Source organism: Kitasatospora sp. NPDC058046, assembly GCF_042885595.1.
GTDB lineage: Bacteria > Actinomycetota > Actinomycetes > Streptomycetales > Streptomycetaceae > Kitasatospora.
In genome coordinates this window covers 1-26,521 of sequence record NZ_JBHVRS010000032.1, presented here as the reverse complement: position 1 = coordinate 26,521, position 26,521 = coordinate 1, and the positions used below count along the sequence as shown (strand labels likewise).

The 26,521-nt window shown below is 74.4% G+C and carries 23 protein-coding genes; 11 read left to right on the top strand and 12 right to left on the bottom strand.

Features of this window, described 5'->3' with window-relative positions; all coding sequences use genetic code 11:
* Position 1: 1 nt before the first annotated feature.
* A complete protein-coding gene (locus tag ACFVU7_RS40270) occupies positions 2-1,282 on the bottom strand; it encodes an ROK family protein (RefSeq protein ID WP_079272930.1) in 1,281 nt (426 codons plus the stop codon).
* Here ACFVU7_RS40270 and ACFVU7_RS40265 point away from each other — a divergent pair.
* Positions 1,267-2,625 carry an MFS transporter gene (locus ACFVU7_RS40265; protein WP_388051160.1) on the top strand — a complete coding sequence of 453 codons (1,359 nt, stop codon included), beginning with the start codon at positions 1,267-1,269 and terminating at the stop codon, positions 2,623-2,625. The genes ACFVU7_RS40270 and ACFVU7_RS40265 overlap by 16 nt on opposite strands.
* Before the next feature lie 108 nt (positions 2,626-2,733).
* Positions 2,734-3,336: a HutD family protein gene (locus ACFVU7_RS40260; RefSeq protein ID WP_074006373.1), complete on the top strand. Its 603-nt coding sequence runs from the start codon at positions 2,734-2,736 to the stop codon at positions 3,334-3,336.
* Positions 3,337-3,418: 82 nt separating this feature from the next.
* Here the strand turns inward: ACFVU7_RS40260 and ACFVU7_RS40255 are convergent, their stop codons facing one another.
* On the bottom strand, positions 3,419-4,426 hold the full coding sequence (locus ACFVU7_RS40255) for an esterase/lipase family protein (protein ID WP_380719467.1): 1,008 nt from the start codon (positions 4,424-4,426) through the stop codon (positions 3,419-3,421).
* Between the two features lie 113 nt (positions 4,427-4,539).
* Between ACFVU7_RS40255 and ACFVU7_RS40250 the strand changes: the two genes are divergently transcribed.
* Positions 4,540-5,853 (top strand): PucR family transcriptional regulator, encoded by a 1,314-nt coding sequence (locus ACFVU7_RS40250; protein ID WP_388051157.1) that lies wholly within the window; start codon positions 4,540-4,542, stop codon positions 5,851-5,853.
* A gap of 44 nt (positions 5,854-5,897) precedes the next feature.
* Here ACFVU7_RS40250 and ACFVU7_RS40245 read toward each other — a convergent pair whose 3' ends face one another.
* The gene (locus ACFVU7_RS40245; RefSeq protein ID WP_049650964.1) at positions 5,898-6,653 is read right to left on the bottom strand and encodes a DapH/DapD/GlmU-related protein; all 756 of its coding nucleotides are present in this window, start codon (positions 6,651-6,653) and stop codon (positions 5,898-5,900) included.
* 107 nt (positions 6,654-6,760) lie between these two features.
* On the opposite strand from ACFVU7_RS40245, the gene ACFVU7_RS40240 reads away from it, so the two are divergent.
* Entirely contained in the window at positions 6,761-7,525 is a 765-nt protein-coding gene (locus tag ACFVU7_RS40240) for a maleylpyruvate isomerase family mycothiol-dependent enzyme (protein WP_388051154.1), read from the top strand.
* 88 nt (positions 7,526-7,613) lie between these two features.
* Here ACFVU7_RS40240 and ACFVU7_RS40235 read toward each other — a convergent pair whose 3' ends face one another.
* Positions 7,614-8,387, bottom strand: coding sequence for an enoyl-CoA hydratase family protein (locus ACFVU7_RS40235; protein ID WP_388051152.1), 774 nt, complete (start codon positions 8,385-8,387; stop codon positions 7,614-7,616).
* Positions 8,388-8,562: 175 nt separating this feature from the next.
* On the opposite strand from ACFVU7_RS40235, the gene ACFVU7_RS40230 reads away from it, so the two are divergent.
* Positions 8,563-8,967 (top strand): RidA family protein, encoded by a 405-nt coding sequence (locus ACFVU7_RS40230; RefSeq protein WP_049650961.1) that lies wholly within the window; start codon positions 8,563-8,565, stop codon positions 8,965-8,967.
* Positions 8,968-9,200: 233 nt separating this feature from the next.
* Positions 9,201-11,504 (top strand): glycosyl hydrolase family 18 protein, encoded by a 2,304-nt coding sequence (locus tag ACFVU7_RS40225; RefSeq protein WP_388051149.1) that lies wholly within the window; start codon positions 9,201-9,203, stop codon positions 11,502-11,504.
* Positions 11,505-11,605: 101 nt separating this feature from the next.
* Here the strand turns inward: ACFVU7_RS40225 and ACFVU7_RS40220 are convergent, their stop codons facing one another.
* Positions 11,606-12,862 (bottom strand): geranylgeranyl reductase family protein, encoded by a 1,257-nt coding sequence (locus ACFVU7_RS40220; protein ID WP_079272936.1) that lies wholly within the window; start codon positions 12,860-12,862, stop codon positions 11,606-11,608.
* Positions 12,863-13,086: 224 nt separating this feature from the next.
* Between ACFVU7_RS40220 and ACFVU7_RS40215 the strand changes: the two genes are divergently transcribed.
* Positions 13,087-14,451, top strand: a complete 1,365-nt coding sequence (locus tag ACFVU7_RS40215) for a dipeptidase (protein ID WP_388051146.1) — start codon at positions 13,087-13,089, stop codon at positions 14,449-14,451.
* On the opposite strand, the gene ACFVU7_RS40210 is transcribed toward ACFVU7_RS40215, so the two are convergent.
* Positions 14,427-15,299, bottom strand: a complete 873-nt coding sequence (locus ACFVU7_RS40210; RefSeq protein ID WP_387830727.1) for a DUF4184 family protein — start codon at positions 15,297-15,299, stop codon at positions 14,427-14,429. The genes ACFVU7_RS40215 and ACFVU7_RS40210 overlap by 25 nt on opposite strands.
* A 93-nt stretch (positions 15,300-15,392) precedes the next feature.
* Positions 15,393-16,460 carry an NUDIX hydrolase gene (locus ACFVU7_RS40205; RefSeq protein WP_049660630.1) on the bottom strand — a complete coding sequence of 356 codons (1,068 nt, stop codon included), beginning with the start codon at positions 16,458-16,460 and terminating at the stop codon, positions 15,393-15,395.
* A gap of 418 nt (positions 16,461-16,878) precedes the next feature.
* Between ACFVU7_RS40205 and ACFVU7_RS40200 the strand changes: the two genes are divergently transcribed.
* The gene (locus tag ACFVU7_RS40200) at positions 16,879-17,793 is read left to right on the top strand and encodes a PfkB family carbohydrate kinase (RefSeq protein WP_388051144.1); all 915 of its coding nucleotides are present in this window, start codon (positions 16,879-16,881) and stop codon (positions 17,791-17,793) included.
* A gap of 117 nt (positions 17,794-17,910) precedes the next feature.
* On the opposite strand, the gene ACFVU7_RS40195 is transcribed toward ACFVU7_RS40200, so the two are convergent.
* From ACFVU7_RS40195 to ACFVU7_RS40175, 5 genes are all read right to left on the bottom strand, one after another.
* On the bottom strand, positions 17,911-18,774 hold the full coding sequence (locus ACFVU7_RS40195) for a C40 family peptidase (RefSeq protein WP_388051140.1): 864 nt from the start codon (positions 18,772-18,774) through the stop codon (positions 17,911-17,913).
* A gap of 311 nt (positions 18,775-19,085) precedes the next feature.
* Positions 19,086-20,507 (bottom strand): acyl-CoA synthetase, encoded by a 1,422-nt coding sequence (locus tag ACFVU7_RS40190; protein ID WP_388051137.1) that lies wholly within the window; start codon positions 20,505-20,507, stop codon positions 19,086-19,088.
* Positions 20,508-20,735: 228 nt separating this feature from the next.
* Complete coding sequence (locus ACFVU7_RS40185) at positions 20,736-21,698, bottom strand: electron transfer flavoprotein subunit alpha/FixB family protein (RefSeq protein ID WP_388051134.1); 963 nt, start codon at positions 21,696-21,698, stop codon at positions 20,736-20,738.
* Positions 21,699-21,743: 45 nt separating this feature from the next.
* Entirely contained in the window at positions 21,744-22,529 is a 786-nt protein-coding gene (locus ACFVU7_RS40180; protein ID WP_388051131.1) for an electron transfer flavoprotein subunit beta/FixA family protein, read from the bottom strand.
* Positions 22,530-22,781: 252 nt separating this feature from the next.
* Entirely contained in the window at positions 22,782-23,132 is a 351-nt protein-coding gene (locus ACFVU7_RS40175; RefSeq protein ID WP_388051128.1) for a thioredoxin family protein, read from the bottom strand.
* 305 nt (positions 23,133-23,437) lie between these two features.
* Between ACFVU7_RS40175 and ACFVU7_RS40170 the strand changes: the two genes are divergently transcribed.
* The 3 genes from ACFVU7_RS40170 to ACFVU7_RS40160 all read left to right on the top strand — a co-directional run bounded on the left by ACFVU7_RS40170 (position 23,438) and on the right by ACFVU7_RS40160 (position 26,414).
* Positions 23,438-23,863 (top strand): DUF4395 domain-containing protein, encoded by a 426-nt coding sequence (locus ACFVU7_RS40170; protein WP_388051125.1) that lies wholly within the window; start codon positions 23,438-23,440, stop codon positions 23,861-23,863.
* A gap of 222 nt (positions 23,864-24,085) precedes the next feature.
* A complete protein-coding gene (locus ACFVU7_RS40165; protein WP_049656484.1) occupies positions 24,086-24,856 on the top strand; it encodes a 1-acyl-sn-glycerol-3-phosphate acyltransferase in 771 nt (256 codons plus the stop codon).
* Positions 24,857-25,052: 196 nt separating this feature from the next.
* Positions 25,053-26,414, top strand: coding sequence for a hypothetical protein (locus ACFVU7_RS40160; protein ID WP_388051123.1), 1,362 nt, complete (start codon positions 25,053-25,055; stop codon positions 26,412-26,414).
* The last annotated feature ends 107 nt before the right edge of the window (positions 26,415-26,521 follow it).

The window sequence follows — 26,521 nt, the reverse complement described above, 5'->3', positions numbered from 1 at the left end:
GTCAGGGCAGCACCGGCACCGACTGCGGGTCCGCCAGGTACGGTCCCCAGCCCAGCTCGGCCGCGCCCGCGAGCGCGCCGTGCGCCAGCTCCGCGCCGACGATCGGCACCCGGCCGCTGCGCCCCCACAGGCTGCGCTCGGCGACCACCGACCGCAGCCGGTCGGGCGCGGCCTCCAGCAGGTGGAGGTGCAGCCCGCTGAGGACCACCCGGTCGGGGTTGAGGATGTTGGCGACGCCGGCCAGGCCGAGTCCGAGCCGGTCGATGACGTGCTCCACCGCCGCCCGCGCCCGGTCGTCCGTCGCGGCGGCCCGGCACAGCTCGCGCGCCTGGTCGAGCAGCGGGCGTCCCGGTTCCGGGGTGAGCCCGGCGGCGGTGAACAGCGCGTCGGGGTCGGTCTCGGAGTTCAGGCAGCCCCGGTTGCCGCACATGCAGGGCCGACCCTGCGGGTCGACGGTGAGGTGGCCGACCTCCAGGGCGAGGCCGGCGCTGCCGGTGTGCAGGTGCCCGTCGATGACCAGCGCGCCACCGACGCCGCGGTGGCCGGAGGTGACGAAGAGCAGGTGGCGGGCGCCGCGGCCGGCGCCGTGCCGGTACTCGGCGAGCGCGGCCAGGTTGGCGTCGTTGGCGATCGCGGTGGGCAGCGGGCGCAGCGCCTTCGGGCCGTGGTCGGCGCGTCCGACCTCGACGTCGTACAGGTCGGCGACCGGGGTGCCGCTGGGCCAGGCGAAGTGCAGCGCGGCGAGGGCGGTGCCGTCCGGCTCGGTGACCGGGTTGGGCAGCGCGAGCGCGGCGCCCAGGCAGCGGCGGTCGGTCGCGCGGGCGAGTTCGGCACCGGCCACGGCGACGGCGCGCAGCATCCGGACCGGGTCGGTGGCGGCGGGCAGCGGCAGGTGGACGGGCGGGTCGAGCAGTCCGCCGAGGCCGGCCAGGGTGACGCTCAGTCCGTCGGCGTGGATCTGCCCGGCGACCACGACCGGGCCGTTCGGGTCGATCGCGAGCCGGTGCGACGGGCGGCCGCGACCGCCGCCGGCCGGGCGCGAGTCGACGGTGATCAGGCCGAGCGCCTCGAGTTCGGCGGTGACCGCGCCGGCGGTGGCCCGGGTGACGTCCAGCGCGCGGGTGAGCGCCGAGCGGGTCGGCGTCTGGCCGGTGTGGATCAGGGAGAGCGCTGGGCCGAGCAGCGTCCGGCCCCGGTCGGGAGCCGCGCGGCGGTGGTTGTCGCGCTGCGCGTCGGAGTCGTTCCCGGTACCGGGCCTCGGGCTTGATGGTGAGAGCTGCACGCCCCTATTGTGACTTTGTGTCGCTTCGAAACAAAATCGGTTCACGCACCCGGCCCGATCGCCCCTCCTCCCAGTCTCGCAGCACACCCCCGGTGACGGACAGCCCCTGGGGTCCTGCACGCATCGCCCTCACCGCGTTCTTCGCCGTCGACGGCTTCCTTTTCGCCTCCTGGGTCGTCCGCATCCCGGACATCCGCAGTCAGGTCAGCGCCTCGCACAGCGCCCTCGGGCTCGCCCTGCTCTGCCTGTCCATCGGCGCCGTCCTCACCATGCCCGTGATCGGCCGGCTCTGCCTGCGGTACGGCTCCCGGCCGGTGACCGTCGGCTCGCTCGCCCTGCTCAGCCTCGCCGTGCTACTGCCCGCGCACGCCCACTCGGTCACCGCGCTCGGCGGGGTGCTGCTGCTGTTCGGCGCGGGGTACGGCGGGGCCAACGTCGCGATGAACAGCGCCGCCGTCGACCTGGTCGCGCAGCTGCGGCGGCCCGTGATGCCCAGCTTCCACGCCGGGTACAGCTTCGGCGGGCTGGTCGGCACCGGCGTCAGCGGACTGCTCGCCGGCCCGCTGAGCACCGCATGGGCGCTCGCGCTCAGCGCGGCGCTGGGCATGGCCGTCACCGTCGGCGCGGGCTTCGTCCTGCTGCGCAGCCCGGCGGCGGCAGCGGTCGCACCGGGCCATACGGACCGTACGAGCGACACGGGCCGCACGGGCCGCACGGGCCGCACGGGCCGCACGGGCCGCACGGCGGAACCGTCCGGGACCGCCCGGCCGGACGCGGGCTCGACCCGCCCCCGCACCCGCCTGCTCGTCCTGCTGCTCGGCCTCACCGCGCTCTGCACCGCGTACGGCGAGGGCGCGATCGCCGACTGGGCCACCCTCCACCTCACCGACGACGTCCGGGCGAGTTCCGTGGTGGCCGCCACCGGCTACGGCGCGTACGCGTTCGCGATGGCCGGCGGGCGGGTCGGCGGCACCTGGCTGTCCATCAGGCTAGGCCAGGCCCGGCTGATGCTGTTCGGCGGGCTGACGGCGGCGGTCGGCATGCTGGTCGCCGCCCTGGCGCCGGTGGTGCCGGTGGCGATCTGCGGGTTCGTGCTGGTCGGCCTCGGCCTGGCCAACCTCTTCCCGCTCGCCATCGCCCGGGCCGGTGCGGCGGGTGGGCCGCAGGGCGTCGCGTTCGCCTCCTCACTCGGCTACGGGGGGATGCTGATCGGCCCGGTGGTGATCGGCTTCCTCGCCGACGCGGCCGGACTGCCGCTGGCCCTCACCACGGTCACCCTCGCGGCCACGGTGGCGGCGCTCCTGCCGCTGTCGGTCGGACGGCGGGTGACGGACGACCGGTGACGGATGACAGAGAACAGCGAACAGCTGACAGCTGACAGCTGACAGACACTGAAATCTGTTATCTGTCACCTGTCATCCGTCATCCGCCGTGTGACAGGATGCGAGGCCATGACGACCAGCGAACGCTTCCAGGTACTGCGGGCGGGCGAGCGCCCGGCGACGGCGTGGCTCAACGGGGGCGGGGTGACCAGGGAGGTCGCCGGGTTCCCGGTCGGCGCCGGACTGGACGCCTTCGACTGGCGGGTCAGCCTCGCGGACGTCGCCTCGGCGGGGCCGTTCTCCCCGTTCCCCGGGATCGACCGGGTGATCACCCTGGTCGAGGGCGCCGGCATGGCGCTCACCGTCGACGGTACCGAGCAGCTGGTCGACGCGCCGTTCCGGCCGTTCGCCTTCTCCGGCGACGCCACCACCGACTGTCGGCTGCTGGCCGGCCCGGTGGTGGACTTCAACGTGATGACGCGCCGCGGGCGGGTCGAGGCCGCGGTCGACCTGGCCACCGCGGCCACCACGGTCGACGTCCCGGACGGGAGCACCGCCCTCCTGGTCTGCCTCGCCGGCACCGCCGCTGTCCACACCGCCACCGTCCGCACCGCCTCCGTCGACGGCGTCGAACTCGCCCGCTACGACGCCGCGTTGCTCGACACCCCGGGCACGTACGAGCTGCACCCGGACGGCACCACCGCCGTCATCGCCTTCCGCACCGCGCCCTGAGAGCCGGTCAAGGGCCGCACCACCGAACAGCGGCGCTCCCACCTCCCGGGACCACCCCGGGGGCAGGAGCGCCGCCGCCGCTTCACCCGCAGAACACCGGCGTGGCGTGCCCCGGATCCAGCGCGTTGGTGACCAGGTGCAGCGCCGTCGGCGAGAACGCGATCCCGACGTGCTCCACCAGCGAGACCGGGCAGTGTTCCTGCACCACCTGGTTGTCGACGTCCGGGCCGCTCAGGAACTGGGTCCGCCACGGGGTGACGACTTCATCGAGGACCGTCGAGATCACCGTGTAGCGCACGCCCGGTACGGTGTCGGGCCGGGAGGCCATCACCGTGTTGAAGTCGGAGCCCACCGCCTGGTCCCGGCAGGCCTTGCAGACCGTGTAGATCAGGTCCGCGACGCCCGGGAAGTACGGCACCAGGTTGGTGATCCCGTCGAGCGTCGTGCCGTGGTTGGACGGCGCCAGCCCGACCAGCCTGCCGACCTTGGACCCGCCACCGAGGAACTTGAGGTAGTAGTTCGGCAGCATGCCGCCCTGCGAGTGCCCGACGATGTCGACCTTGGCCGCGCCGGTCGCGGTCCGCACCAGGTCCACGAACCGGCCGAGTTGGGCCGCCGACTCCGGCACCGGCCCGAGGCCGCCGATCGGCAGCAGCAGGCCGCTGCCGCTGGAGGTGACGCCGGGGATCATCCCGTAGTCGAGGGCGAAGACGCAGTACCCGAGGCTCTTCAGCAGCGGGGAGAGCGCCAGCCAGTTCTCGTAGCGGTTGGCGAAGGTGCCGTGCACCAGGACGACCGGGTCGGGGTGCGCGGTGGTCGGCCGGCACGTCCAGTCGTTGGCGCCGGGCGGCGAGGCCACCGTGTCGCCGTCCGGCGGCAGTTCGGCGGACGAGGCGGACGAGCTGGACGAGGCGGACGCTGCGGCCGAGCTGGCCGTGACGGCCGAGGCGCTCGCGACGGGCACGGCAGCGCTCGCCGGCGACACCGTCGCACCGGCCAGCACCGCCCCCGCCAGCAGCAGCGCACCCAGCGCGCCTGCGCCCCTGCGGCGCACCGGAATTGCGGAGAAGCGGAGAAGTGGGGTTCTCAACTGTTGCCTCCACAGCGGAAGTTTGTTACCAACAGGTAACCCGAGGGCACCATCATGCGGTCGCCCCTCCGGCCCGGCCCTTGGGCGTCCCCCAGACCTGGACGGTGTTCTCTGTGACCGGTCACAACGCACCCCACCCCGCACCCCCGAACACCTCCGACCGGACGCCGGACTGGCGCGTCCCGGTGATCGGCGGGCTCCCGGCCGACCAGCGACTGCTCGGCGGCGTACGGGAGCTGGCCGAGACCGTGGTCGCCGCCCTGCTGGAGCGGGTGCCGGTCTACCGCCGGCTGCCCCGCGAACAGCTCACCGGCGAGCTGACCCGGGACACCGAGCGCCGCATCCGCGCCCTCGCCCACACCGTACGGACCGGACTCCCCGCCCCCGCCGAGGAGTTCACCGCCGTCCGGGAGGCCGCCGCCCGGCGGGCCGAGGAGGGCCTGCCGCTGGACGCCGTCCTGCTCGCCCACCACCTCGGACTGGAGGTCTGCTGGGAGTTCGCCACCCGGCACGCCCGGGACGACGACGCCGCCGACCTGCTCGCCCTCAACCGGCTGCTGCTCGACCAGCTCCGCCAGGCCGTCACCGCCGCCGGGGCGGGCTACCTGGACGGCCGCCGCCCTGCCACCGGCCGACGGGACTCGGCCCGGCACTCCCTGCTCGGCGCGCTGCTCGCGGGCACCCCCGCCGACGCGGCCGCCGAGCGCGCCGGGCTCCGCCTGTCCACCGGGTACGCCGTGCTCTGCCTGTCCCTCGCCGACCACCCCGACGAGCACTCCCCCGGTGTCGATCCGGGCATCGCCGCCCTCCGCAAGCTCCGCCGGTTCGAGGCCGAACTCGACCACCGCACCCGGCAGTCGGCGCTCACCGCGCTCACCCCCACGGGCGGCCTGGCACTCGTCCCGTTCGGACCGTCACCCGGTCCGGACGAGGACGGAGCCGGCGAGGCGCCGTGGCCGCTGCTCGCCGCCGCCCTCGCCGCGGCGGCCCGGGCGGCCGGCGTTCCCGTCCTGGCCGGGGCCGCGCCCGCCACCCCCGCCGAGGTGCCCGGCGCGGCCGCTCTCGCCTACGAAGTCCTCGACGTGGCAAGGGCGTTCGGCCGACCGCCGGGGCTGCACCGGCTGGACGACGTCCTGCTGGAGTACCAGCTCACCCGCCCCAGCCAGGCCCGCTCCCGGCTCGCCGCCCTGCTCGAACCGCTCGCCGACGCGGGGGAGTTGCTCATCACCCTGCACACCCACCTGGCCGGCGGCCTGAGCCGCCGCCACACCGCGAGCGTCCTGCACCTGCACCCGAACACCGTCGACTACCGGCTGCGCCGGATCGCCGCACTGACCGGCCTGGATCCGGCCCGCCCCGCCGACCTCCCGCGGATCGCCGCCGCCATCGCCGCCCGTACCGCCGAACAGGCCTCCCTCGCCGGGTAGTTCGGGACGACTGCCAGCACCGGGCCGGTGCCCGGCGACCGACCTCAGCCCTGCTCCCCCGGCAGCCGCAGGTCCCAGCCGACCAGGGCGCGCAGCTGCTCCGCGGTCACGCCGTCCGGCACCGGCTGCGGAGCATCGTGGCGCAGCGGCGGCTGCCAGCCCTCCTCCTCGGTCCAGCGGCGCACCACCTTGGCCGGCGCCCCGGCGACCACGCTGTGGTCGGGAACGTCGCCGCGCACCACGGCGCCCGCCGCGACCACCACGTTGCGGCCGATCCGCGCCCCCGGCAGGATCACCGCGCCGGTGCCGATCCAGCTGCCCGTGCCGATCTCCACCGGTTCGTTGCGCGGCCACTGCTTGCCGATCGGCAGCTCGGTGTCCCGGTACTCGTGCGACTGGTCGCTGATGTACACGCCGGGGCCGGTCCACACGTCGTCGCCGATGACGATCGACTGGTGGCCGACGATGTGGCTGTCCCGGCCGATCACGCAGCCGCCGCCGATCCGCACGATCGGCTCCGGCCCGAGGTCGAGCCCGGGCAGGAAGCCCGCGCTGATGGTGACCCGCTCGCCGATGATCGAGAACGGCCCGATGGTGATCCACTGCTCGTTGAACACCGCCCCGAGCGGGAAGCTGAGCGTCGTGCCGTCCCCCAGCTCGCCGAACCGGTACGGGCCGGGGTTGCGGCTGGTGACCGCTCCGGTCCGCTGCACCCAGCGCCAGCCCCGGTGGACGAGGCGTCCGGCGGCGCGGCGGCCACCGGTCCGGACGGCTGAGACGAGCGAACGGGTTATCGGCATGCGCTCACGTTACCGGCCCGTAGCATCCGCCCGTCCGCCGGGAGGCAACCGGAGGAATGTCCGAAATCCGCGACCGGCGGACGGGCCGCGATGGAAGACTCCGTCCCATGGAGATCACCGAGCACATCGACGCGCTGCGCCGCGAGGGCACCAGGCTCGCCGAGGCCGCGGCCCGTACCGAGTTGTCCGCCCCCGTACCGACCTGTCCGGACTGGCAGCTGACGAAGCTGCTGCAGCACATCGGCTCCGTCCACCGCTGGGCCGCCGCGATCGTGTCCGGAGGCGCGCCGACCCCGCCGGACGAGGCGGACGCGCAGGCCGCCGTCGGGCCGCTGCCCTCGGACGCCGCGCTGCTCGACTGGTACCGCGAGGGCCACGCCGCCCTGGTGGACACCCTCACCGCGGCGCCCGCCGACCTCGAGTGCTGGACCTTCCTGTCCTCGCCCAGCCCGCTGGCGTTCTGGGCCCGGCGCCAGGCGCACGAGACCGCCGTGCACCGCCGCGACGCCGACGCGGCCGCCGGGGTGCCCGGTCCGGTCGTGGACACCGCGCTCGCCCTCGACGGCATCGACGAACTGGTGAGCGGCTTCACGACCCTCGGCCGGTCCAAGCTGCGCAGCGACCGGCCGCGCACCCTCCTGGTCCGGGCCACCGACGGCCCCGGCTCCTGGCACCTGACGATCACCCGGGAAGCGCCGGTCGTCACCACCGGTGAGGGCCCCGAGCCGGCCGATCTGACCCTCGCCGGCCCGGCCCACGAGCTCTACCCGCTGCTGTGGAACCGGCTGTCCGCCCAGCAGGCCGGGGAGGTCAAGGCGATCGGCGACCAGAGCCTGCTCGCCCTCTGGAGCGAGACGGCGGCGGTCCTCTGACCGTGCCGGCCGCGACCCCTGCGCACGGGTCGTCACGCCCGGGGGCGGCGACGCCCCCGGGCGAACGGGCACCCGGGAAACCCGGCCCTCAGCGCACCCAGCGCGCGGGCCGCTTCTCCAGGAACGAGCGCATCCCCTCCTGCGCCTCCGCCGAGCCGAAGAGCCGCGCCGACAGCTCCACCAGCTCCTCCGCGTCCCGCTCGAAGGAGCGCACCACCTCGGCGTTGGCCAGCCGCTTCGACTCCGCCAGGCCCTGCGGGGAGCCCAGGCGCAGCGCGTCCAGCAGGCCCTTGAGCGCCACGTCGGTGGCCTCGGCGGAGTCGGTGGCGCTGGTGATCAGCCCGATCCGGGCGGCCTCGGCGGCGTCGAAGACCTCGCCGGTGAGGTAGTAGCGGGAGGCGGCGCGCGGGTCCAGCTTCGGGCGCAGCGGCAGCGAGATGACGGCGGGCGCGAGGCCGAGCCGCACCTCGGTGAAGGCGAAGGTCGAGGCCGGTCCGGCGACGGCGAGGTCCGCCGCGCCGACCAGGCCGAGGCCGCCGGCCCGGACGTGGCCGTGGATGACGGCGATCACCGGCTTGGCGCAGTCCACGATCGCCCGCTGGAGCTCGACCAGGCCGCGCGGGCCGACCGTCGGGTCCGCGCCGGTCGCCTCGGAGAGGTCCGCGCCCGCGCAGAACACCCTGCCGGTGTGCCCGAGCACCACGGCGCGGACCTCCGGGTCGGCCGCGGCGGAGGCCAGTCCGGCGTGCAGCTCGGCCATCAGCCGGGTGGAGAGCGCGTTGCGGTTGTGCGGCGAGTCGAGGGTGAGCGTGGTGACGGCGTCGGCGGTGCTGACGTGGACGAGGGGCGCTGCGCTGGTCATCGGCGGGGCCTGCCTTCCGGCTGAGGGTGGGTCGGACTGCGGACGCGGTCCGGGAGGTGCCCGGACGACGCCCGGACGACTCTGGCACGCCCACCCGCCCCTCGGCCAGAGCGAGCCGGAGCCCCCGGGCCGTCGGGCTTGCCTGCCCGAGGGGGCATGGATCAGGATCCGTCCCATGACCACCTCTCACCTCACCCGCATCACGGAGCCGCCCGGAGTCGCGCCCGGCACCGGCTACACCCAGGTCGTCGCCGGAAGCGGCCGACTGGTCCAGGTGTCCGGGCAGGTCCCGTTCGACGAGAACCGGGACCTGGTCGGCCCGGGGGATCCGAAGGCGCAGGCGCGGCAGGTCTTCGAGAACCTCCGCCGCTGCCTGGCCGCCGCCGGGGCCGGGTTCGAGGACGTCGTGAAGTTCACCTACTTCATGACCGACATCGCCCACCTCGCCGTGGTCCGCGAGATCCGCGACGAGTACCTGGGCTCCGTTCCGCCGCCCGCTTCCTCCGCCGTGCAGGTCTCGGCGCTGTTCCGGCCCGACGTGCTGATGGAGATCGAGGCGATGGCGATCGTCCGCGAGTAGCGGGAGCGGCGGGAGCACCAGGGAATAGCGGAGCGACGGGGGCGGCGAGACGGCGGGAGCATCGGGGACAACTCCCAAGTGGTACAGACCTGTTGACGCATTGGTCCAGTCCTCCTACAGTTCCCATGCCTTGCCTCCCCACGGCACAGGCATCGATCGCACATGGATCAACCGCACGGATCAACCAAGGTTCTACGTCACCCTGTTCAACCCCCACAGTCACAGGGAGAACCATGTCCGCTCGATCCCGGGCCGGGCGCCCGCGCGTGCGCAGCAGACTGCTGGCACTGCTCTCCGTCCTGCTCCTGCCCCTCGCCGCGCTCACCGCGCTGGCCGCCCCGGCGAACGCCGCCGGAAAGCTCACCGCCACCTTCACCACGGCCGACAACGGCTCCTGGTGGCAGGGCACCTACATCGTCCACAACGACAACGCGACCGCGGTGAGCGGCTGGACCCTGGAGTTCGACCTCCCGGCCGGCGTCACCATCGGCAACAGCTACAACGGCACCGCCACCGTGAACGGCCGGCACGTCACCGCCACCGCGGCGTTCTACAACTCCACCGTCAACGCCCACGGCACCACCGAGCCGTACAGCTTCTGGTTCGTCGGCAACGGCCCGGTCGCCGCCCCGCTCAACTGCCGTGTCAACGGCGACAAGTGCGACGGCAGCGCGGACGTCCCGCCGTCCGCGCCGGGCACCCCGACGGTCACCGAGTCCACCGCGCACACGCTCGCCCTGAGCTGGCCGGCCGCCACCGGCGGGGACTTCCCGGTCGCCTCCTACGACGTGCTGAGCGGTAGCACGGTGCTCGCCTCCAGCCCGTCCACCGGCGTGCTGGTCACCGGCCTCACCCCGGCAACCTCGTACACCCTGACCGTCCGCGCCAAGGACAGCCGCGGCAACACCGGCCCGCTCAGCGCGGGTGTCACCGCGTCCACCTTCGACCCGTCCACCGACACCTCGCCGCCCACGGCGCCGGCCAACCTCCGGGCCACCGCGGTCGGTTCGACGGACGTGACGCTCGCCTGGAACGCCGCCACCGACAACGTCCGGGTCGCCGCGTACGACGTCTACCAGGGCGGCACCCTGGTGGCCACGGTCACCGGCAGCACGCTCGGCGCGACCGTCGGCAGCCTCTCCCCGTCCACCGCCTACACGTTCACCGTGAAGGCCCGGGACGCCGCCGACAACGCCTCGCCCGCCTCCGCCCCGCTCACCGTGACCACCTCGGACCTGGTCGGCGCCGGGAAGTACGCCCGGGTCGGCTACTTCGTCCAGTGGGGCATCTACGGCCGCCAGTACTTCGTCAAGAACCTGGACACCTCGGGCGCCGCCGCCAAGCTCGACGTCGTCAACTACGCCTTCGAGAACATCGATCCGGTCAACCTGACCTGCCAGGCCGGCGTCACCAAGGGCACCACCGCCAACCCGGAGGACCCGGACCAGGGCACCGGCGCCGGTGACGCCGACGCGGACTACGGCCGGGCGATGAGCGCCGACCAGTCGGTGGACGGCGTGGCCGACGACGGCTGGGGCAAACTCCGCGGCAACCTCAACCAGTTGAAGAAGCTGAAGGCCAAGTACCCCAACCTGAAGGTGGTCGTCTCGCTCGGCGGCTGGACCTACTCCAAGTACTTCTCCGACGCCGCCGCCACCGACGCGTCCCGCCAGAAGTTCGTCAAGTCCTGCGTCGACACCTGGATCAAGGGCAACCTGCCGGCCTACAACGGCGCCGGCGGCGACGGCGTGGCAGCGGGCATCTTCGACGGCATCGACCTCGACTGGGAGTGGCCCGGCTCCGCCGACGGCCACCCGGGCAACCACTGGAGCGCCAACGACAAGGGCAACCTGACCCTGCTGCTGGCCGAATTCCGCAAGCAGCTGGACGCGTTGGGCGGCTCGCACAAGCTGCTCACCGCCTTCACCCCCGCCGACCCGGCGAAGGTCGCGGCCGGCTGGGACCTCTCGAAGATCTTCGGCTCGCTGGACATCGCCAACGTCCAGGGCTACGACTTCCACGGCTCCGGCAGCGACAACTCCTGGGAGCCGAACCGCACCGGCCACGCCTCCAACCTCTACCAGGACCCGAACGACCCCTACGCCACCCACTTCAGCGTGGACACGGCCGTCCAGACGTACCTGAACGCCGGGGTCAACCCGCGCAAGCTGACCATCGGCTTCCCGTTCTACGGGCGCGGCTGGCAGACCGTCGCGGACGGCGGCGCGAACGGCGCCTGGCAGTCCGCGAACGGCGCCGCACCCGGCCAGTTCAGCGACGAGGCCGGCACCCGCGGGTACAACAACCTGATCACCAGCCTCTCCGGTCTCAAGGTCTACCACGACCCCAAGTCCGTTGCGACGTACGGCTACACGGGAGCCGGCGGGCAGTGGTGGACCTTCGACGACGCCTGGTCGATCTCGCAGAAGACCGCCTACCTCAAGTCGAAGAACCTGCTCGGCGGCATGATCTGGGAGATGTCCGGCGACACCCCGTCCGGCACCCTGATGTCCGCACTGGACACCGGGCTCAAGTAGCGCTCCCCGCAAGGGAAGCGGGGCCGGTGCCCCTCCCGCGCACGGAGGGACACCGGCCCCGCTCCACAGCGTCACGAGCTCACGACGCCACGGCGGCCGCCCTACCGCGAGGCCATCGACGCCAGCCGCCGCGCGGCCCGGTACTGCCGCAGCACCTGGGCGAAGGAGGTGTGCCCCTGGGTGGTCCGGGCGAAGGCCCGCCAGGCCGGCGGCACCAGGCAGACCGCCGCGTGGAACAGGTACGGCCGCCGCTCGAAGGCGCCCAGCAGCTGCTTGCCCGCGCGCATCTCCACGCCCAGCCCGGCCTTGACCGCGAACGCGTAGTTCAGCGCCTCGCGCCGCACCGCCGCCGCGTTGCCCGCCTCGGCGACCTGCACCGCCCACTCACCGGCCAGCCGGCCCGAGCGCAGCGCGTACGAGATGCCCTCGCGGGTCCACGGCTCCAGCAGTCCGGCCGCGTCCCCGGCGACCAGCACCCGGCCGCGGGAGAGCGGCGAGTCCTCGGTCCGGCAGCGGGTCAGGTGCCCGGACTCGACCTGCGGGGTGAACCCGGACAGGCCCAGCCGGCGGATGTAGTCGGCGAGGTACTGCTTGGTCCGCTCGCCGTCGCCGCGCGCCGAGATGACGCCGACGGTCAGGCTGCTGGTCTCGGTCTTCGGGAACACCCAGCCGTAACTGCCGGGCAGCGGACCCCAGTCGAGGTGGATCCGGCCCGCCCAGTCGGCCGCGACCTGGGCCGGCACCGGGATCTCGGCCTCCAGGCCGAGGTCGATCTGGTCGAAGGTGACGCCGACGTGCCGGCCGATCCGGCTCGCGCTGCCGTCCGCGCCGACCACCGCGCGGGCCTCGAAGGTGCGCCCGTCGGCGGCCGTCACCAGGGCCGTCCGGTGCTCCCCGCCGCGCTGCTCGACGCCGGTGACGGTCACTCCGGTGACCAGCACCGCCCCGGCCTGCTTGGCCGCCTGCACCAAGCGCAGGTCGAACTCGTCCCGGTTGACCAGGCCGAACAGCATCCGCTTGGACCGCCGCGTACGGGTGTACCTCCCGTTGTAGGCGAAGGTGACGGCGTGCACCCGGTCCTGCAGCGGCAGCCGGAAGTCCGGCGGCAGGCTGTCCCGGGAGGGGCCGATGATGCCGCCGCCGCAGGTCTTGTACCGGGGGTGTTCGGCCTTGTCGAGCAGCAGCACCCGGCGGCCCTGGGCCGCGGCGGCGTGCGCGGCCGAGGAGCCCGCCGGTCCGGCGCCGACCACCACGACGTCCCAGACGCCGTCCAGCGGCGCGGCCGCGTCGTCGGTCGGACCGCCCTCGGCCGGGCTGTCGAGCGGGCTACGGGAATCGGAGCTTCCGGAGTCAGTCACGTCGAGCAATCCTATGCGTCCGGCCGCGCCGGTCGAGCGCGCCGCCCCCACACCGGCGCCACCCGGTCGTACGGCCCGCCCGAAGGCGGCCCCTCCCCCTCGGAGGCCCGGTCCGCGGCCCACCCTCGGAACTCCCTGTTCCGCTCCACCTATGATCGGCACTACCGCAAACCGCCTCCTCCGCCCGCACCACCCCAAGGGCGGACCGTCCCCCCGGAGCCCCGATGTCACAGCCCCTGGCCGACGCCGTCCGATCCCTGATGGACCGTGCCCGCACCGACCTCGCCGAGCTGGTCGCCTTCCCGTCGGTCGCCGACCCGCGCCAGTTCCCGGTCGAGGAGTGCGAGAAGGCCGCGCGCTGGGTCGCCGACGCCTTTGCCGCCGAGGGCCTGACCGGCATCCGGCTGCTGGACACCCCGGACGGCACCCAGTCCGTCTACGGCGAGCTGCCCGGCCCCGAGGGCGCGCCGACCGTCCTGCTCTACTCCCACTACGACGTCCAGCCCCCGCTGGACGAGAACGCCTGGCACAGCCCCGCCTTCGAGCTGACCGAGCGCGACGGCCGCTGGTACGGGCGCGGCGCCGCCGACTGCAAGGGCAACATCCTGATGCACCTGACGGCGCTGCGGGCGCTGCGTCAGGTCCACGGCGACGCCTACCCGGTCGGCCTGAAGATCATCGTCGAGGGCTCCGAGGAGCAGGGCACCGGCGGTCTGGAGCGCTACGCCGAGGCCCACCCCGAGCTGCTCGCCGCCGACGCCATCATCATCGGCGACACCGGCAACTTCGCCCCCGGCCTGCCCACCGTGACCACCTCGCTGCGCGGTATGACGATCGTCGAGGCCACCGTCACCACGCTGGCCGGCAACCTGCACTCCGGGGCCTTCGGCGGCGCCGCCCCCGACGCGCTCCAGTCCCTGGTCCGGATGCTGGCCTCGCTGCACGACGAGAACGGCGACGTCGCGGTGGCCGGCCTGACCGCCGACCAGACCTGGACCGGCGTCCAGTACCCGGAGGAGCAGTTCCGCTCCGACGCCAAGGTGCTAGACGGCGTCGCCCTGACCGGCACCGGCACCCTCGCGGACCGCCTCTGGGCCCGCCCGGCCGTCACCGTCCTCGGCATCGACGCCCCGCCGGTGATCGGCGCCACCTCCTCCGTCCAGGCCACCGCCAAGGCCCTGATCAGCCTGCGCGTCGCCCCGGGCACGGACGCGGGCGCCGCCCAGGACGCCCTGGTCGCCCACCTGGAGGCGCAGGTCCCGCTCGGCGCCCGGCTCACCGTCGAGCGCCAGGGCAACGGCGCGCCGTTCCGCGCCGACACCAACGGCCCGGCGTACGAGGCGATGGGCGAGGCGATGGCCGAGGCCTTCGGGACGCCCATGGTCGCCTCCGGCGAGGGCGGCTCGATCCCGCTCTGCAACACGCTGCGCTCGCTCTACCCGCAGGCCGAGATCGTGCTGATCGGCGTCGAGGAGCCGACCACCCAGATCCACGCGGTCAACGAGAGCGTCGACCCGCGGGAGCTGGAGCGGATGGCCCTCACCGAGGCGCTGTTCCTCCGCCGCTACGCCGAACTGCGCTCCGTCTGACGGACCTTCGCAGCGACGTCCCGAGGCTCTTCCCGGAGGACGTCCGGCCGCCCGCCGCGCAACCGGCGGGCGGCCGCCAGCACCGCCGCGTAACCGACCGCGCCCACCGCGAGCCCGGCCCCGGCGCCGAAGCAGACCTCCGGCACCAGGTTCCGCCGCAGCGGAGCGAGCCGGTGCAGCACCCCGGCGGCCGTCGCCGCGCCCAGCGTCGCGACGGCCGCCCGCCGGGCCCGGGGCGCCAGCCGCACGGCCGGCCGCACCGGCTCGACGGCCCGCACCGCCCGCGCCGCCCAACCGCCCAGCGCCGCCAGGGCGAGCGCCGAACTGCCGTACTGCAGCGCCTCGTACAGCGGGACCCCGGCCACCGGGCGGTCCAGGACGGGCAGCAGCCGCACCCCCAACCGGTCCCCGTGGGTGAACGCGTCCCAGCCAACGTGGGTGGCCGCCCCGATCGCCGCCGAGGCCGCGAACCACGCCGCGCCACCGACCGCACCGCCGACCGCACCGGCGTCCGTGGGGCCTGCGGCGTCCCCGGCCCGCCGGACGGTCAACGCCTCGGCGCCGCCCGCCCACCGCTCGGGCAGCAGCGCCACCAGCGGCCCGCGCAGCAGCCCGTGCCAGCCGGCCACCAGCGCGCCGGCGATCGCCACGTCCACCGTCGGCACCGCCCACCAGCGGTGCGTGAGCCCGCCCTGGCCGTACACCCCGGGCAGCAGGGACTCGGCGAAGAACGGCACGTCCGGCGCCATCGACCCGGCAACCAGCGCCGACGCCACCAGGGGCCCGCGCGCCCCGGCGGCGCGCAGCAGGGGCAGGACGGCGGCGGGGTGGCTCAACGTGAAGGGCATGCCCCCATCCTGCCGCCCGGGACCGCCGCGCGGCGCGCCGGGAGGCGCACCATGCTCCCCCCACTCGCCCGGCGGCCCCGCGCCGACCGGCCGCTACGCCGCGTCCGCCGTGCTCGCCAGCCCCACGGCCACCCGGCTCCCCGCCTCCAGGTACCGCAGCTCGCCGCTCCGCCGCGCGTCCAGCGCGGCCGCCAGCCGCCGGTAGCGTCCCGGGGGCAGCAGCTCCCCGGCCTCGTCCAGGGTGACGAAGCGACAACCGCGCAGCTCCTCCTGCTGGAGCAGCAGGTGCTGCCGGCCCTCCTCGTCCAGCAGCCCGCCGTCGTACATCAGCCGCAGGCCGCCGCGGCGCGGGCCGGTGCGCGGCTCCCAGTCGACGGCGAGCAGGCGCAGCGCGGACGGGTCCAGGCGCAGGCCCAGCTCCTCGGCGGTCTCGCGCAGGGCGGCGTCGGTGGGGGCCTCGCCGCGCTCGACCACGCCGCCGGGGAAGTCCCAGTCGGGCTTGTAGACCGGGTCCACCAGCAGCACGCGGTCCTGCTCGTCGAAGAACAGGACGGCGGAGGCGACGGTGTCGCCGGTCGGGTCCGGGGTCTGGACGATGGGGCAGCGGGCGGCGCCGACCCGGACCAGCTCGGCGATCCGGTGCGCGGTCTCCCGGGGGGAGATCCCGCTGGTGTCGATCATCCGGGCGTCCCCGACCAGCCAGCGGCGGGCGGCGCGGTAGCGGGGCAGGTGCTCGAGGCACCAGGCGCGGACCCGCTCGCTGCCCTCCGGGTCGCCCGGGCACTCGTCGCGGTGGGCTATGCGATCGCGCAGGATCGTTTCTTCAGGGTCCAGCACGACGTGGTGCACCGTGATCCCGTGCGAGGCCAGGTCCCCGAAGATCTCGTCCCGGTAGTCCTCCCTGAGCAGGGTCATCGGGACCACCAGCGGGCCCCCGACCTCACCGAGCAGCGCCGCCGCCGTCTCGGGGACGAGCCGGCGCCAGGCCGCCAGGTCCTGGAAGTCGGACACCGTCGCCAGCCGGTCGGCCGGGAGCATCCGACGCAGGCCGAAGCCCACCAGCTCGGGATCGAAGAGCACGCTCCCGGGCAGCAGTTCCACCAGCTCGCGGCAGGCGCTCGTCTTGCCCGCCCCGAATGTGCCATTGACCCAGACGATCACAACGTCCCCTGCCCTCGACTTCCCCCGATGCCGTTCGCACCGGGCAGCGCCCCCGTTGGTCGAACCAGCGCCACCCGTGGTGGTACCCGCGCCACGCCGCTCCCCATGCCTCCCCGGCGCGCCCGCCCGCACGCCCCGATCTGCCCCGTGACAGCGGCATGTGCCCAGGTCAGACGCCCGTACGCGGAAATATGCAGACCGGTCTACATCAAAATTGCACCCCTTCGCCACTGCTAGGGCACAGGATGCCTGGTGGGTCGACCCGCTACGCACGCCCCACGCGCACGCTCCGCACGCCCCCCACTCGTACGCCCCTGTGCGCCGCGCGCGCCCCGGGCTCGGCCCGTACGCGCCCTACGCTCGACCGCCACCGCCCGCCTCCTTGCGCCGCCCGCGCCCCACCACGTACAGAGGAACGATGAAGCTGCTTCCCGCCGGTCGGGTCGTCGTCATCGGCTCGGTCAACACCGACCGCATCCTCCGCTGCCCCGTGCTGCCCTCCCCCGGCGAGACCGTCCTCGCCACCGCCGCCACCCGGGGCTTCGGCGGCAAGGGGGCCAACCAGGCGGTGGCGGCGGCCCGGATGGGGGCGGCGACGCACCTGGTCGCCAAGGTCGGACGGGACGCCGAGGGCGAGGCGGCGCGTGCCGACCTGCGGGGCGCGCAGGTCGAGACGGGCGCCGTCCTCACCCACCCGGACGCGCCCACCGGTCAGGCGATCGTCATGGTCGACCCGGCCGGCGAGAACAGCATCGTCGTCCTCCCCGGCGCCAACGCCCACCTGACCCCAGAGGAGGTCACCGCCGCGCTCGCCCGCCTCCGGCTGCTCCCCGTCGACGTGGTCCTGACCAGCAACGAGGTCCCCGCGGAGTGCGTCCGCGCGACCGCCGCCGCACTGCCCGCCGCGGGCCCCTCGGGCGGCACCCGCTGGCTGCACAACACCGCCCCGGCCGGCACCCTGCCGGAGGCCGGCCCCACCGGACGCCGCCCGCTGGTCGTCGCGAACGCCGTCGAGGCCCGCCAGCTCACCGGCGCCGCCGACGTCACCGGGGCCGCCCGGGCGCTGGCCGAACACGCCGAGGGCGCCGTGGTCACCCTCGGCGGCGAGGGCGCGCTGGTCATCGTGGACGGGACGCCGACCCGGCTGCCCGCCCCGACCGTCCGAGTGGTCGACACCACCGGCGCCGGCGACGCCTTCTGCGGCGCCCTCGCCGCCGCACTCGCCCGCGGCGCCGCGCTGCCCGACGCGGCCGCCACCGCCGTCGCCGCCGGGGCCTTCGCCGTCACCGGCCTCGGCGCCCGCGGCGCGCTGCCCCGCCCGACGGACCTCTGACCGGGCGTCGGGCCGAGCGGGCGTCGCGCGCCCCGGGCTCGGCCCGGACCGACGAGGACACCCCCGTCGGGGGCACCGGGCGGACCCGGCACCCCCGACGGGCGGACGGCGGCCCCGCTACGGGCGCCCCATGTACGACGGGTAGTAGCCGCTGCTGATCCCCGAGATCCTGATGTTGGTCCCGGGCCGCGCGGCCTCGACGTACCTGTTGTCGCCCAGGTAGATGGCCACGTGCTGGATGCCCCGGGCGGTCCCGTCCGGCGACCAGAACAGCAGGTCGCCGCGGCGCAGCTGGCCGGCCCCGATCGGCGTGGTCGCCGCGTACTGGTCGTTGGCCACCCGCGGCAGGCTGATCCCGCCGCGCCGGAAGGACTGCTGCACCAGGCCCGAGCAGTCGTAGCCGTCCGGCCCGTTGCCGGCCCGGCGGAACGGCACGCCCAGCTGGGAGAGCGCGAACTGCACGGCGGTCTCGACGTCCCGGTCCTCGGCGACCGAGTCGTCGACGTAGCCCGGGGAGTCCGAGGAGGAGCCGCCTCCGGTGCGCTCCAGGTAGATGTCGTAGTGCGAGGTCCAGCGCCACTCGCCCCTGCTGTTGCGGAACCAGTAGCGCGAGCCGTCCCAGCCCTGGGTGATCCCGCCGGAGGACGTGGTCGTGGTCCTGGCGGCGGACGAGGAGCCGCCTCCGGTGCGCTGCACGTAGACGTCGTAGTGCGAGGTCCAGCGCCACTGCCCCTGGCTGTTCTTGAACCAGTACCGGGAGCCGTCCCAGCCGGCGTGCGCCGGGGCGGGCTCGGCGGCCGCGGGGCTGACACCGGTGCCGAGGCCGATCAGGCCCGCACTGGTCGCGATCACGGCCACCATGCCTATCCCCCGACGGAGCCGCGCGCTGCGGGACGGACGGGAGGGGCGGACGGTGGCAGCGTCCTGCTGCCCGGTCGGTTCGCCGGCGGCCTCCGGCGCACCGGTGTTGACGGTGGTCATCGTGCTGACTTCCTTCACTGCTGCGGATCGCTGCGGATCGCTGCGGATTTGCAGCGGGTTGCTGTGACCGGCCAGGACTGGCCGTGCTTGTCGGCAGGGCCCCCGCCCGGCACACCGCGGCTTCCGGTCCTGCGACCGGAAGCCGTCGGCGTGCCGCCCGGGGGGTCGGCCCTGCCTGCGTGTCACGTTAGGCACGCGTCCGCTCACTGCGCGCAGTGGAGTGCGCCAATGGAAGGGTCACGGGTGGTGAGCACCGACGGCGCATCAGGGTGAACACCCGTCATCCGAGGGGGCGTCCGACCACCCTCTCCTCAGCGGCCGCCGGCCTCCGTCAGCAGCTGCTTCTTCAGCACCTTTCCCAGGGCGTTCCTGGGCAGTTCGGGCACCAGGACGACCCGGCGCGGCCGCTTGTGCACCGAGAGCCGCTCCGCCACGAAGGCCGTCAGCTGCTCCCCCGTCACGGCGCCGTCCGGGATGACGTACGCGACGATCGCCTGTCCGAGGTCCTCGTCCGGCACGCCGACCACCGCCGCGTCGGCGACCGCCGGGTGGTCGCGCAGCGCGGCCTCCACCTCGCCCGCGCCGATCCGGTAGCCGCCGCTCTTGATCAGGTCGACCGAGGCGCGGCCGACGATCCGGTGGAAGCCGTCCGCCCCGATCACCGCGACGTCGCCGGTGCGGAACCAGCCGTCCGCCGTCCACGCCTCGGCGTCCGCGTCCGGCCGGTTGAGGTAACCGCTGAACAGCGTCGGCCCGGAGACCTGGAGTTCGCCGACGCTCTCCCCGTCGCCGGGCACCGGCGCGCCGTCCTCGCCGACCAGCCGGGTGCGGACCCCCTCCACCGGCAGCCCGACGCTGCCGGGGCGCCGTTCGCCGTCCGCCCGGGTGCTGACGGTGATCAGCGACTCGGTCATCCCGTACCGCTCGATCGGGGCGTGCCCGGTGAGCGCCGCGAGCTTCTCGAACACCGGCACGGGCAGCGGCGCGCTGCCGGAGACCAGCAGCCGGGCCGGGGCGAGCCGGGCCGCGGCCTGCGGGTCCGCCGCCAGCCGGGACCACACGGTGGGCACCCCGAAGTACAGACTGCCACCCGCCGCCGCGTACCCCTCCGGGGTGGGCCGCCCGGTGTGCACCAGTCCGCTGCCGGTGCGCAGGGCGCCGAGCACGCCGAGCAGCAGCCCGTGCACGTGGAACAGCGGCAGGCCGTGGACGAGGGTGTCCTCGGCGGTCCACTGCCAGGCGGCGGCGAGGGCGTCCAGGTCGGCGGCGATCGCCTCGCGCCGGATCACCACTCCCTTGGGGGCGCCGGTGGTGCCCGAGGTGTAGAGCACGAAGCCGGTCGACCCGGCGGCGGGCTCGGCGTAGCTGGTGGTGGAGCGCCGCGCGGGGTCGACCGGCAGCCCGGCCACCGAGGTGTCCTGCGGCAGCACCTCCCCGACGGCGTGCGCGAGCAGCGCCGCGCCCGAGTCGCGCAGGATGTGCTCGCGCTCCTTGGGCCCCGAGTCGGGCGGCAGCGGCACCACCGGGACGCCCGCCAGCAGGCCGCCGACCACCGCGGTGACGGTCTCGACGGTGGGCCGGGCGAGCACCGCGAGCGCCGGGGCGCCGGCCACCCGGTCGGCGACGGCGGTCGCCGCGCTCAGCAGGTCCTCCCGGGAGAGCGTCCGACCGTCGATCCGCAGCGCGTCCGCCGCGTCGCCGAAACCGCCCTGAAGTGCCGTCAGCAGTGCCATGCCACCGTCCTCGCCTCGTCCATCACCACCGCGCCGCGCCCGTGCGCCACGCGCCGGCGCCGACTCTACGGGCCACCGCCCGGCCCGCCGCGCGCCGGGGACGGCGAGCGGGGCCGGCGACGGCGGAGAACGACCGGGAAGGCCGGGGAAGGACCGGGGACGGCCGGGTACGACGGAGGGCGCGGCACCGGGCACCCGGCACCACGCCCTCCGAACCTTCCGCGCGGATCAGGCCCTGCGGGCCTTCACCTCGGCGGTGAGCTGCGGCAGCACCTGGAAGAGGTCGCCGACCACGCCGTAGTCGACCAGCTCGAAGATCGGGGCCTCGGGGTCCTTGTTGACGGCCACGATGGTCTTCGAGGTCTGCATGCCGGCCCGGTGCTGGATCGCGCCGGAGATGCCCGCCGCGATGTAGAGCTGCGGGGAGACCTGCTTGCCGGTCTGGCCGACCTGGCTGCTGTGCGGGTACCAGCCGGCGTCCACCGCGGCACGCGAGGCACCGACGGCCGCGCCCAGCGCGTCCGCGAGCTCCTCGACCACGCCGAAGCCCTCGGCGGCACCGACACCACGGCCACCGGAGACCACGATCGCGGCCTCGGTCAGCTCGGGACGGCCGGAGGACACCCGCGGGGTGCGCGAGACGACCTTGGCGGCGTTGCCGGTGAACGCCACGGCGACGTCCTCGACGGCGCCGGCGGCCGGAGCGGCCTCCGGGGCGACGGCGTTCGGCTTCACGGTGATGACCGGCGCGCCCTTGGTGACCTTGGACTTCACCTGGAAGGACGCGGCGAACACCGACTGGGTGGCGACCGGACCGCCGTCGCCGGCCTCCAGGTCGATGGCGTCGGTGATGATGCCGGAGCCGATCCGCAGCGCGACGCGCGCGGCCACCTCCTTGCCCTCACCGGAGGACGTCACCAGCACCGCCGCCACGTCGTTCGCCTTCGCGATCTGCGCCAGCGCGTCCACCTTCGGGACCACCAGCTGGTCGGCGAACTCCGCGCCGTCGGCGACGTACACCTTCACCGCACCGTACTCGCCGGCCTTCGCCGCGATGCCGGCCGCGGCCGCACCGGCGCCCAGGACGACGGCGGACGGCTCACCGATACGGCGGGCCAGGGTCAGCAGCTCCAGGGCCGGCTTGCGCACCGCGCCGTCGGCGTGGTCCACCAGAACCAGGATCTCAGCCATGATTCGTTGCTCCTGATCGATCGTTGGGTTCGCGAACGGGTGGGACTAGATGAACTTCTGGTCGGCGAGGAAGGTCGCGAGCGACTTGCCGCCCTCGCCCTCGTCCTTGACGACCGTGCCCGCGGTCCGCGCCGGACGCGCCGCCACCGACTCCACCGCCGTCCACGAACCCGCCAGACCGACCTCGTCCGCCTCGATGCCCAGGTCGTCCAGATCCCACGACTGCACCGGCTTCTTCTTCGCCGCCATGATCCCCTTGAACGACGGGTACCGGGCCTCACCCGACTGGTCCGTCACCGAGACCACCGCCGGCAGCGCCGCCTCCACCAGCTCCGTCGCCGCGTCACCGTCCCGACGGCCCCTCACCACGCCGCCCTCGACCGACACCTCCGACAGCAGCGTCACCTGCGGCACACCCAGCCGCTCCGCCAGCAGCGCCGGCAGCACACCCATCGAACCGTCCGTCGACGCCATGCCACCGATCACCAGGTCGAACCCGGCCTTCTCCAGCGCCTTCGCCAGCACCGCCGACGTCCCGACCACATCCGTACCGTGGATGTCCTCGTCGTTCACGTGCACGGCCTTGTCCGCACCCATCGACAGCGCCTTGCGCAACGCGTCCTTCGCGTCGTCCGGCCCCACCGTCAGCACCGTCACCTCGGCGCCCTCGTTCGCCTCCGCGATCCGCAGCGCCTGCTCCACGCCGTACTCGTCCAGCTCCGACAGGAGGCCGTCCACACCCTCCCGGTCGGTGGTGTGGTCGTCCGCGAAACGACGGTCACCCGTCGCGTCCGGCACGTGCTTCACACAGACAACGATCCTCAAGCTCACGGCCTGTCTCCTGTACTGGTCTCGTCCGGCGGCTGCGGCGGTGCAAGCGGGCGCGAACACGGCATGCACCCGCTCCGGGCAGCGAATTCCCGTGCCGGTCCGGAACTTCCTGGCAGCATACTCGCCGGTAGTGCAGTGGTCACTACTGGCCAGTAGCTTATGCCGTGCGGCTGCTCCCGCCGCCTGTGCCCATCCTGCCCCAGCGCGGGGCCGACTCCACCCGCCGGGGCGGAACACCTGCGGCCGGATTGCTCACACCACGCGACCGAGCGCCGCGATCACGTCCACCCGGCGCGGCTGGCCCGCCGCCCGACGCACCACCCGGCCCTCCCCGTCCAGCACCAGGACGGTCGGCGTCCGCCGGACCTCCAGCCGGCGGACCAGCTCCAACTGCTCCTCGGCGTCCACCTCTATGTGCTCAACCCCGTCGACCATCCCGGCCACCTCCGAGAGCACCCGCCGGGTGGCCCGGCACGGCTGGCAGAAGGCCGTCGAGAACTGCACCAGCGTCGCCCGCGCGCCGAGCGGCCCGCCCAGCTCCGCCCCCGACAGCCGTACGGCCTCCGACCGCGGTACCTCGTCCGCCCCGTCCTCGGTGCTCACCCTCGTCCTCCCGTCACTCCCGGCCCGTCACTCCCGCCCGCGGCGGGCCGGGACCGGCCCCGTCGAGGCACGACAACGCACGCCGTCGGCCCGGTCATCCCCCCAGTCTGCGGCAGCGCCCGCGGCGCCCGAAACACGGTCGACCGCCAGGGCCGGGACACGTACGATCGGCCGATGGACTCCGACCGCCACCCGATGCCGCCGCCGGTCCGCCGCCGCGTCATCGCCCCGGCCAGGACCACCGTCCACCGACGGCGCTGACGCCCCGCCGCTGCCGCCGCCCGTCGCGACCACCCGGAGCCCCGTTGCAGACCGATCCCCGCGGTCCCCGCTTAGCCGCAGCGCTCACCGCGATCGTCCTGGCCCTCGTCCTGGCCACCGGCAGCTGCCCGCTACTGGGAGTCCAGACGCTCGTCTTCGCCCTCGGCTCGTTCGGCGGCCTGCGCCTGGCCCCGTACGTCCGGCTGTTCCAAGCGCTCGTGCTGCCCCGGCTCGCACCGCCCTCCGCCACCGAGGACGAACGGCCGCTCCGCCTCGACCAGGGCGTCCTCATGGTCTTCGCCGCGGTCGGCACCCTCGGCTACTGCACCGAGGTGACGTGGCTCGGCGTGATGGGCGCCTCGACCGCCCTCACCGCCGCCTTCGCCAACGCCGTGTTCGGCTACTCCGTGGGCTGCGAGCTCTACCCCCTGGTCCGGCACGCCCAGGGCCGCCTCACCTCCCGCGCCTGATGCGAGCGGCCGAAAAGTTCCCGTTCGAATTCATCACGGAGATCACATCGGCAATATTCACTTGACCGCACGCCTCAGGTGACAGCAGGCACTCGTTCGGGGGATCATCTCCGTGAATCACCCGTGACCGCCGCGGAGTGCCGTACTCCGGTCGGCACCGCCCGCGCAACGGAGCGGGTACCCGCCGAACCGGGCTCCGGCCCGTGGAAGTCAGGACTGACCGTGGCAGAGTTCGTGTACCCGCCGGTGATCGGCGCCGCACTCACCGCCTTCCGCGCGCTCGACGCGCGGATCAAGATCGTGGGCGCCGAACACATCCCCGCCAGGGGGGGAGCGGTACTGGTCAGCAACCACATCAGCTACCTGGACTTCCTCTTCGCGGGCCTCGGCGCGTACCGCGGCGGCAAGCGCAAGACCCGCTTCATGGCCAAGGACGACGTCTTCAAGCACCGGATCTCCGGCCCGCTGATGCGCGGCATGAAGCACATCCCGGTCGACCGCACCGACGGCCAGCCCGCCTACGAGGCCGCCGTGCGCGCCCTCAAGGCCGGCGAGGTGGTCGGGGTCTTCCCCGAGGCGACCATCAGCCGCTCCTTCATGCTCAAGAAGTTCAAGACCGGCGCCGCCCGGATGGCCGCCGACTCCGGCACCCCGCTGCTACCCGTCGTGCTCTGGGGCACCCAGCAGCTCTGGACCAAGGGCCGCCCGAAGACCCTCACCAAGCGGCACGTCCCGGTCACCATCATGATCGGCGAGCCGATCCACCTCGGACCGGACGACAAGCCCGTGATGGTCACCCGGCGGCTGCGCGCCGCCATGAGCGAGATGCTCGACCAGGCCCAGCGCGAGTACCCCGGCAAGCCCTCCGGCCCGGACGACACCTGGTGGCTGCCCGCCCAGCTCGGCGGCACCGCACCCACCCTGGAGGTCGCCGAGGCCGAGGACGAGGCGGAGGCCCTCGCCAAGGCCGAGCGCCGCGCCGCCCGGGGCTGAGGCCCGCTCCGCTCCCCTCTGTTCCCCTCCCCTCCACTCCCCTCTACTCCGTGCGATCGAGCGAGCGCGGTCCGTCGCGTGTCGCCGGACCGCCGACGCCCCCCGTCTGACACAGTGACAGCTCCTTTCAGGGGCCTTCGTCCTGAATCCTCGGCGGGGGCACACGTCGGAGCGGTCGAGAGTCTCGGAGGCGGAGATGGCACGGATCACCACCGGCACACGGCAGTCACCCACGGGCAGGGCCCGCACCCGCGCGAGCGCCGGTGCGGGCCTTCTGCTTCTGGGCGCCCTGCTCACCGGCTGCGGGGCCGAACCCGGGGAGATCCCGCTCTCGGAGATCCGGCCGGAGACCCCCACCGCCACCCCCGAGGCGACACCCGCCGCGACCCCCGGCGTGGTCGGCGCGGCCGTCGGAGCCCCCGCGGCCGCCGCGCACAACGGGCTGATCGTCAGCCGCGCCTACACCGACGCCGCCCGCACCAGCACCGCGATCGTCACCCTCTCCCCCGACGGCACCGGCCAGCACCAGGTCACCCAGCCGCCGGCCCGCGCGCTCGACGACCGCCCGGACTGGTCCCCCGACGGCGCCACCATCGCCTTCGACCGCACCGACCCGCAGACCGGCACCGCCCGGCTCTGGACCGTCCTCACCGCCGGCGGCCCCGAGCACCAGGTCAACCAGCTCTGCGACAGCGGCACCGCCGACTGCGCCAACGAGGACGAACGCGCCCCCGCCTTCTCCCCCGACGGCAAACAGGTCGCCTTCAGCCGCTCCTGGGGCGCCCTGGACCCGTCCGGCAGCCACCAGATCCAGTACTCCGACCTCTACCTGATGACACCCGAGGGCACCGACGTCCAGCGGCTCACCTTCCTCACCAACGACAAGCCCTACTCCGGCGCGGTCAGCAACCCCAGCTGGTCCCCCGACGGCAAGCAGCTCACCTTCGAGTACCGCACCAGCGCCACGGGGCAGCCCGCCAACAGCCGCGCCATCTACGTCGTGAGCGCGGACGGCACCGGGCTGCGCCAGCTCACCCCCTGGGAACTGCGCGCCGGCGACCGCGCGGACTGGTCCCCCGACGGCACCCAGATCCTCTTCACCACCTACCCGGCCGGCCCCGACAACGCCCCCGGCGGCGGCATCTACACCGTCCACCCCGACGGCAGCGCGGTCGGCGCCCTCACCCCCGCACCCTCGGACGCCTTCTACGGCGCGGCCGCCTACGCTCCCGACGGCAGGTCCATCGTCTTCGCCCAGGCGCCCGCCGGCACCGGCGCCGACCTCTACAGCATGCGGCCGGACGGTACGGGCGTCGCCCGTCTCACCAACAGCGCGGACAAGTGGCTCAGCCGGCCGGCCTGGGGGACGGCGGAGGCCCCGGCGGCTCCCGCCGACCAGGTCCAGGCGACGGCCCAACCGTCGGATCAGGCCTCGGGTCAGGCGTCGTCGGCACCTCAGGCACCCCAGGCGCCGCGGCCCGATGCCCAGCAACCCGCCCAGGCCCAGGGGCAGGCGCCCACGGAGAAGCCGCAGGCCGAATCCGAATCCGACGAATAGATTCGCCCCGGCCCGGAAATGCGAAGAACCCCCATCCGGGACCCGGATGGGGGTTCTTCTGAAGAATTGTTCGGCGGCGTCCTACTCTCCCACAGGGTCCCCCCTGC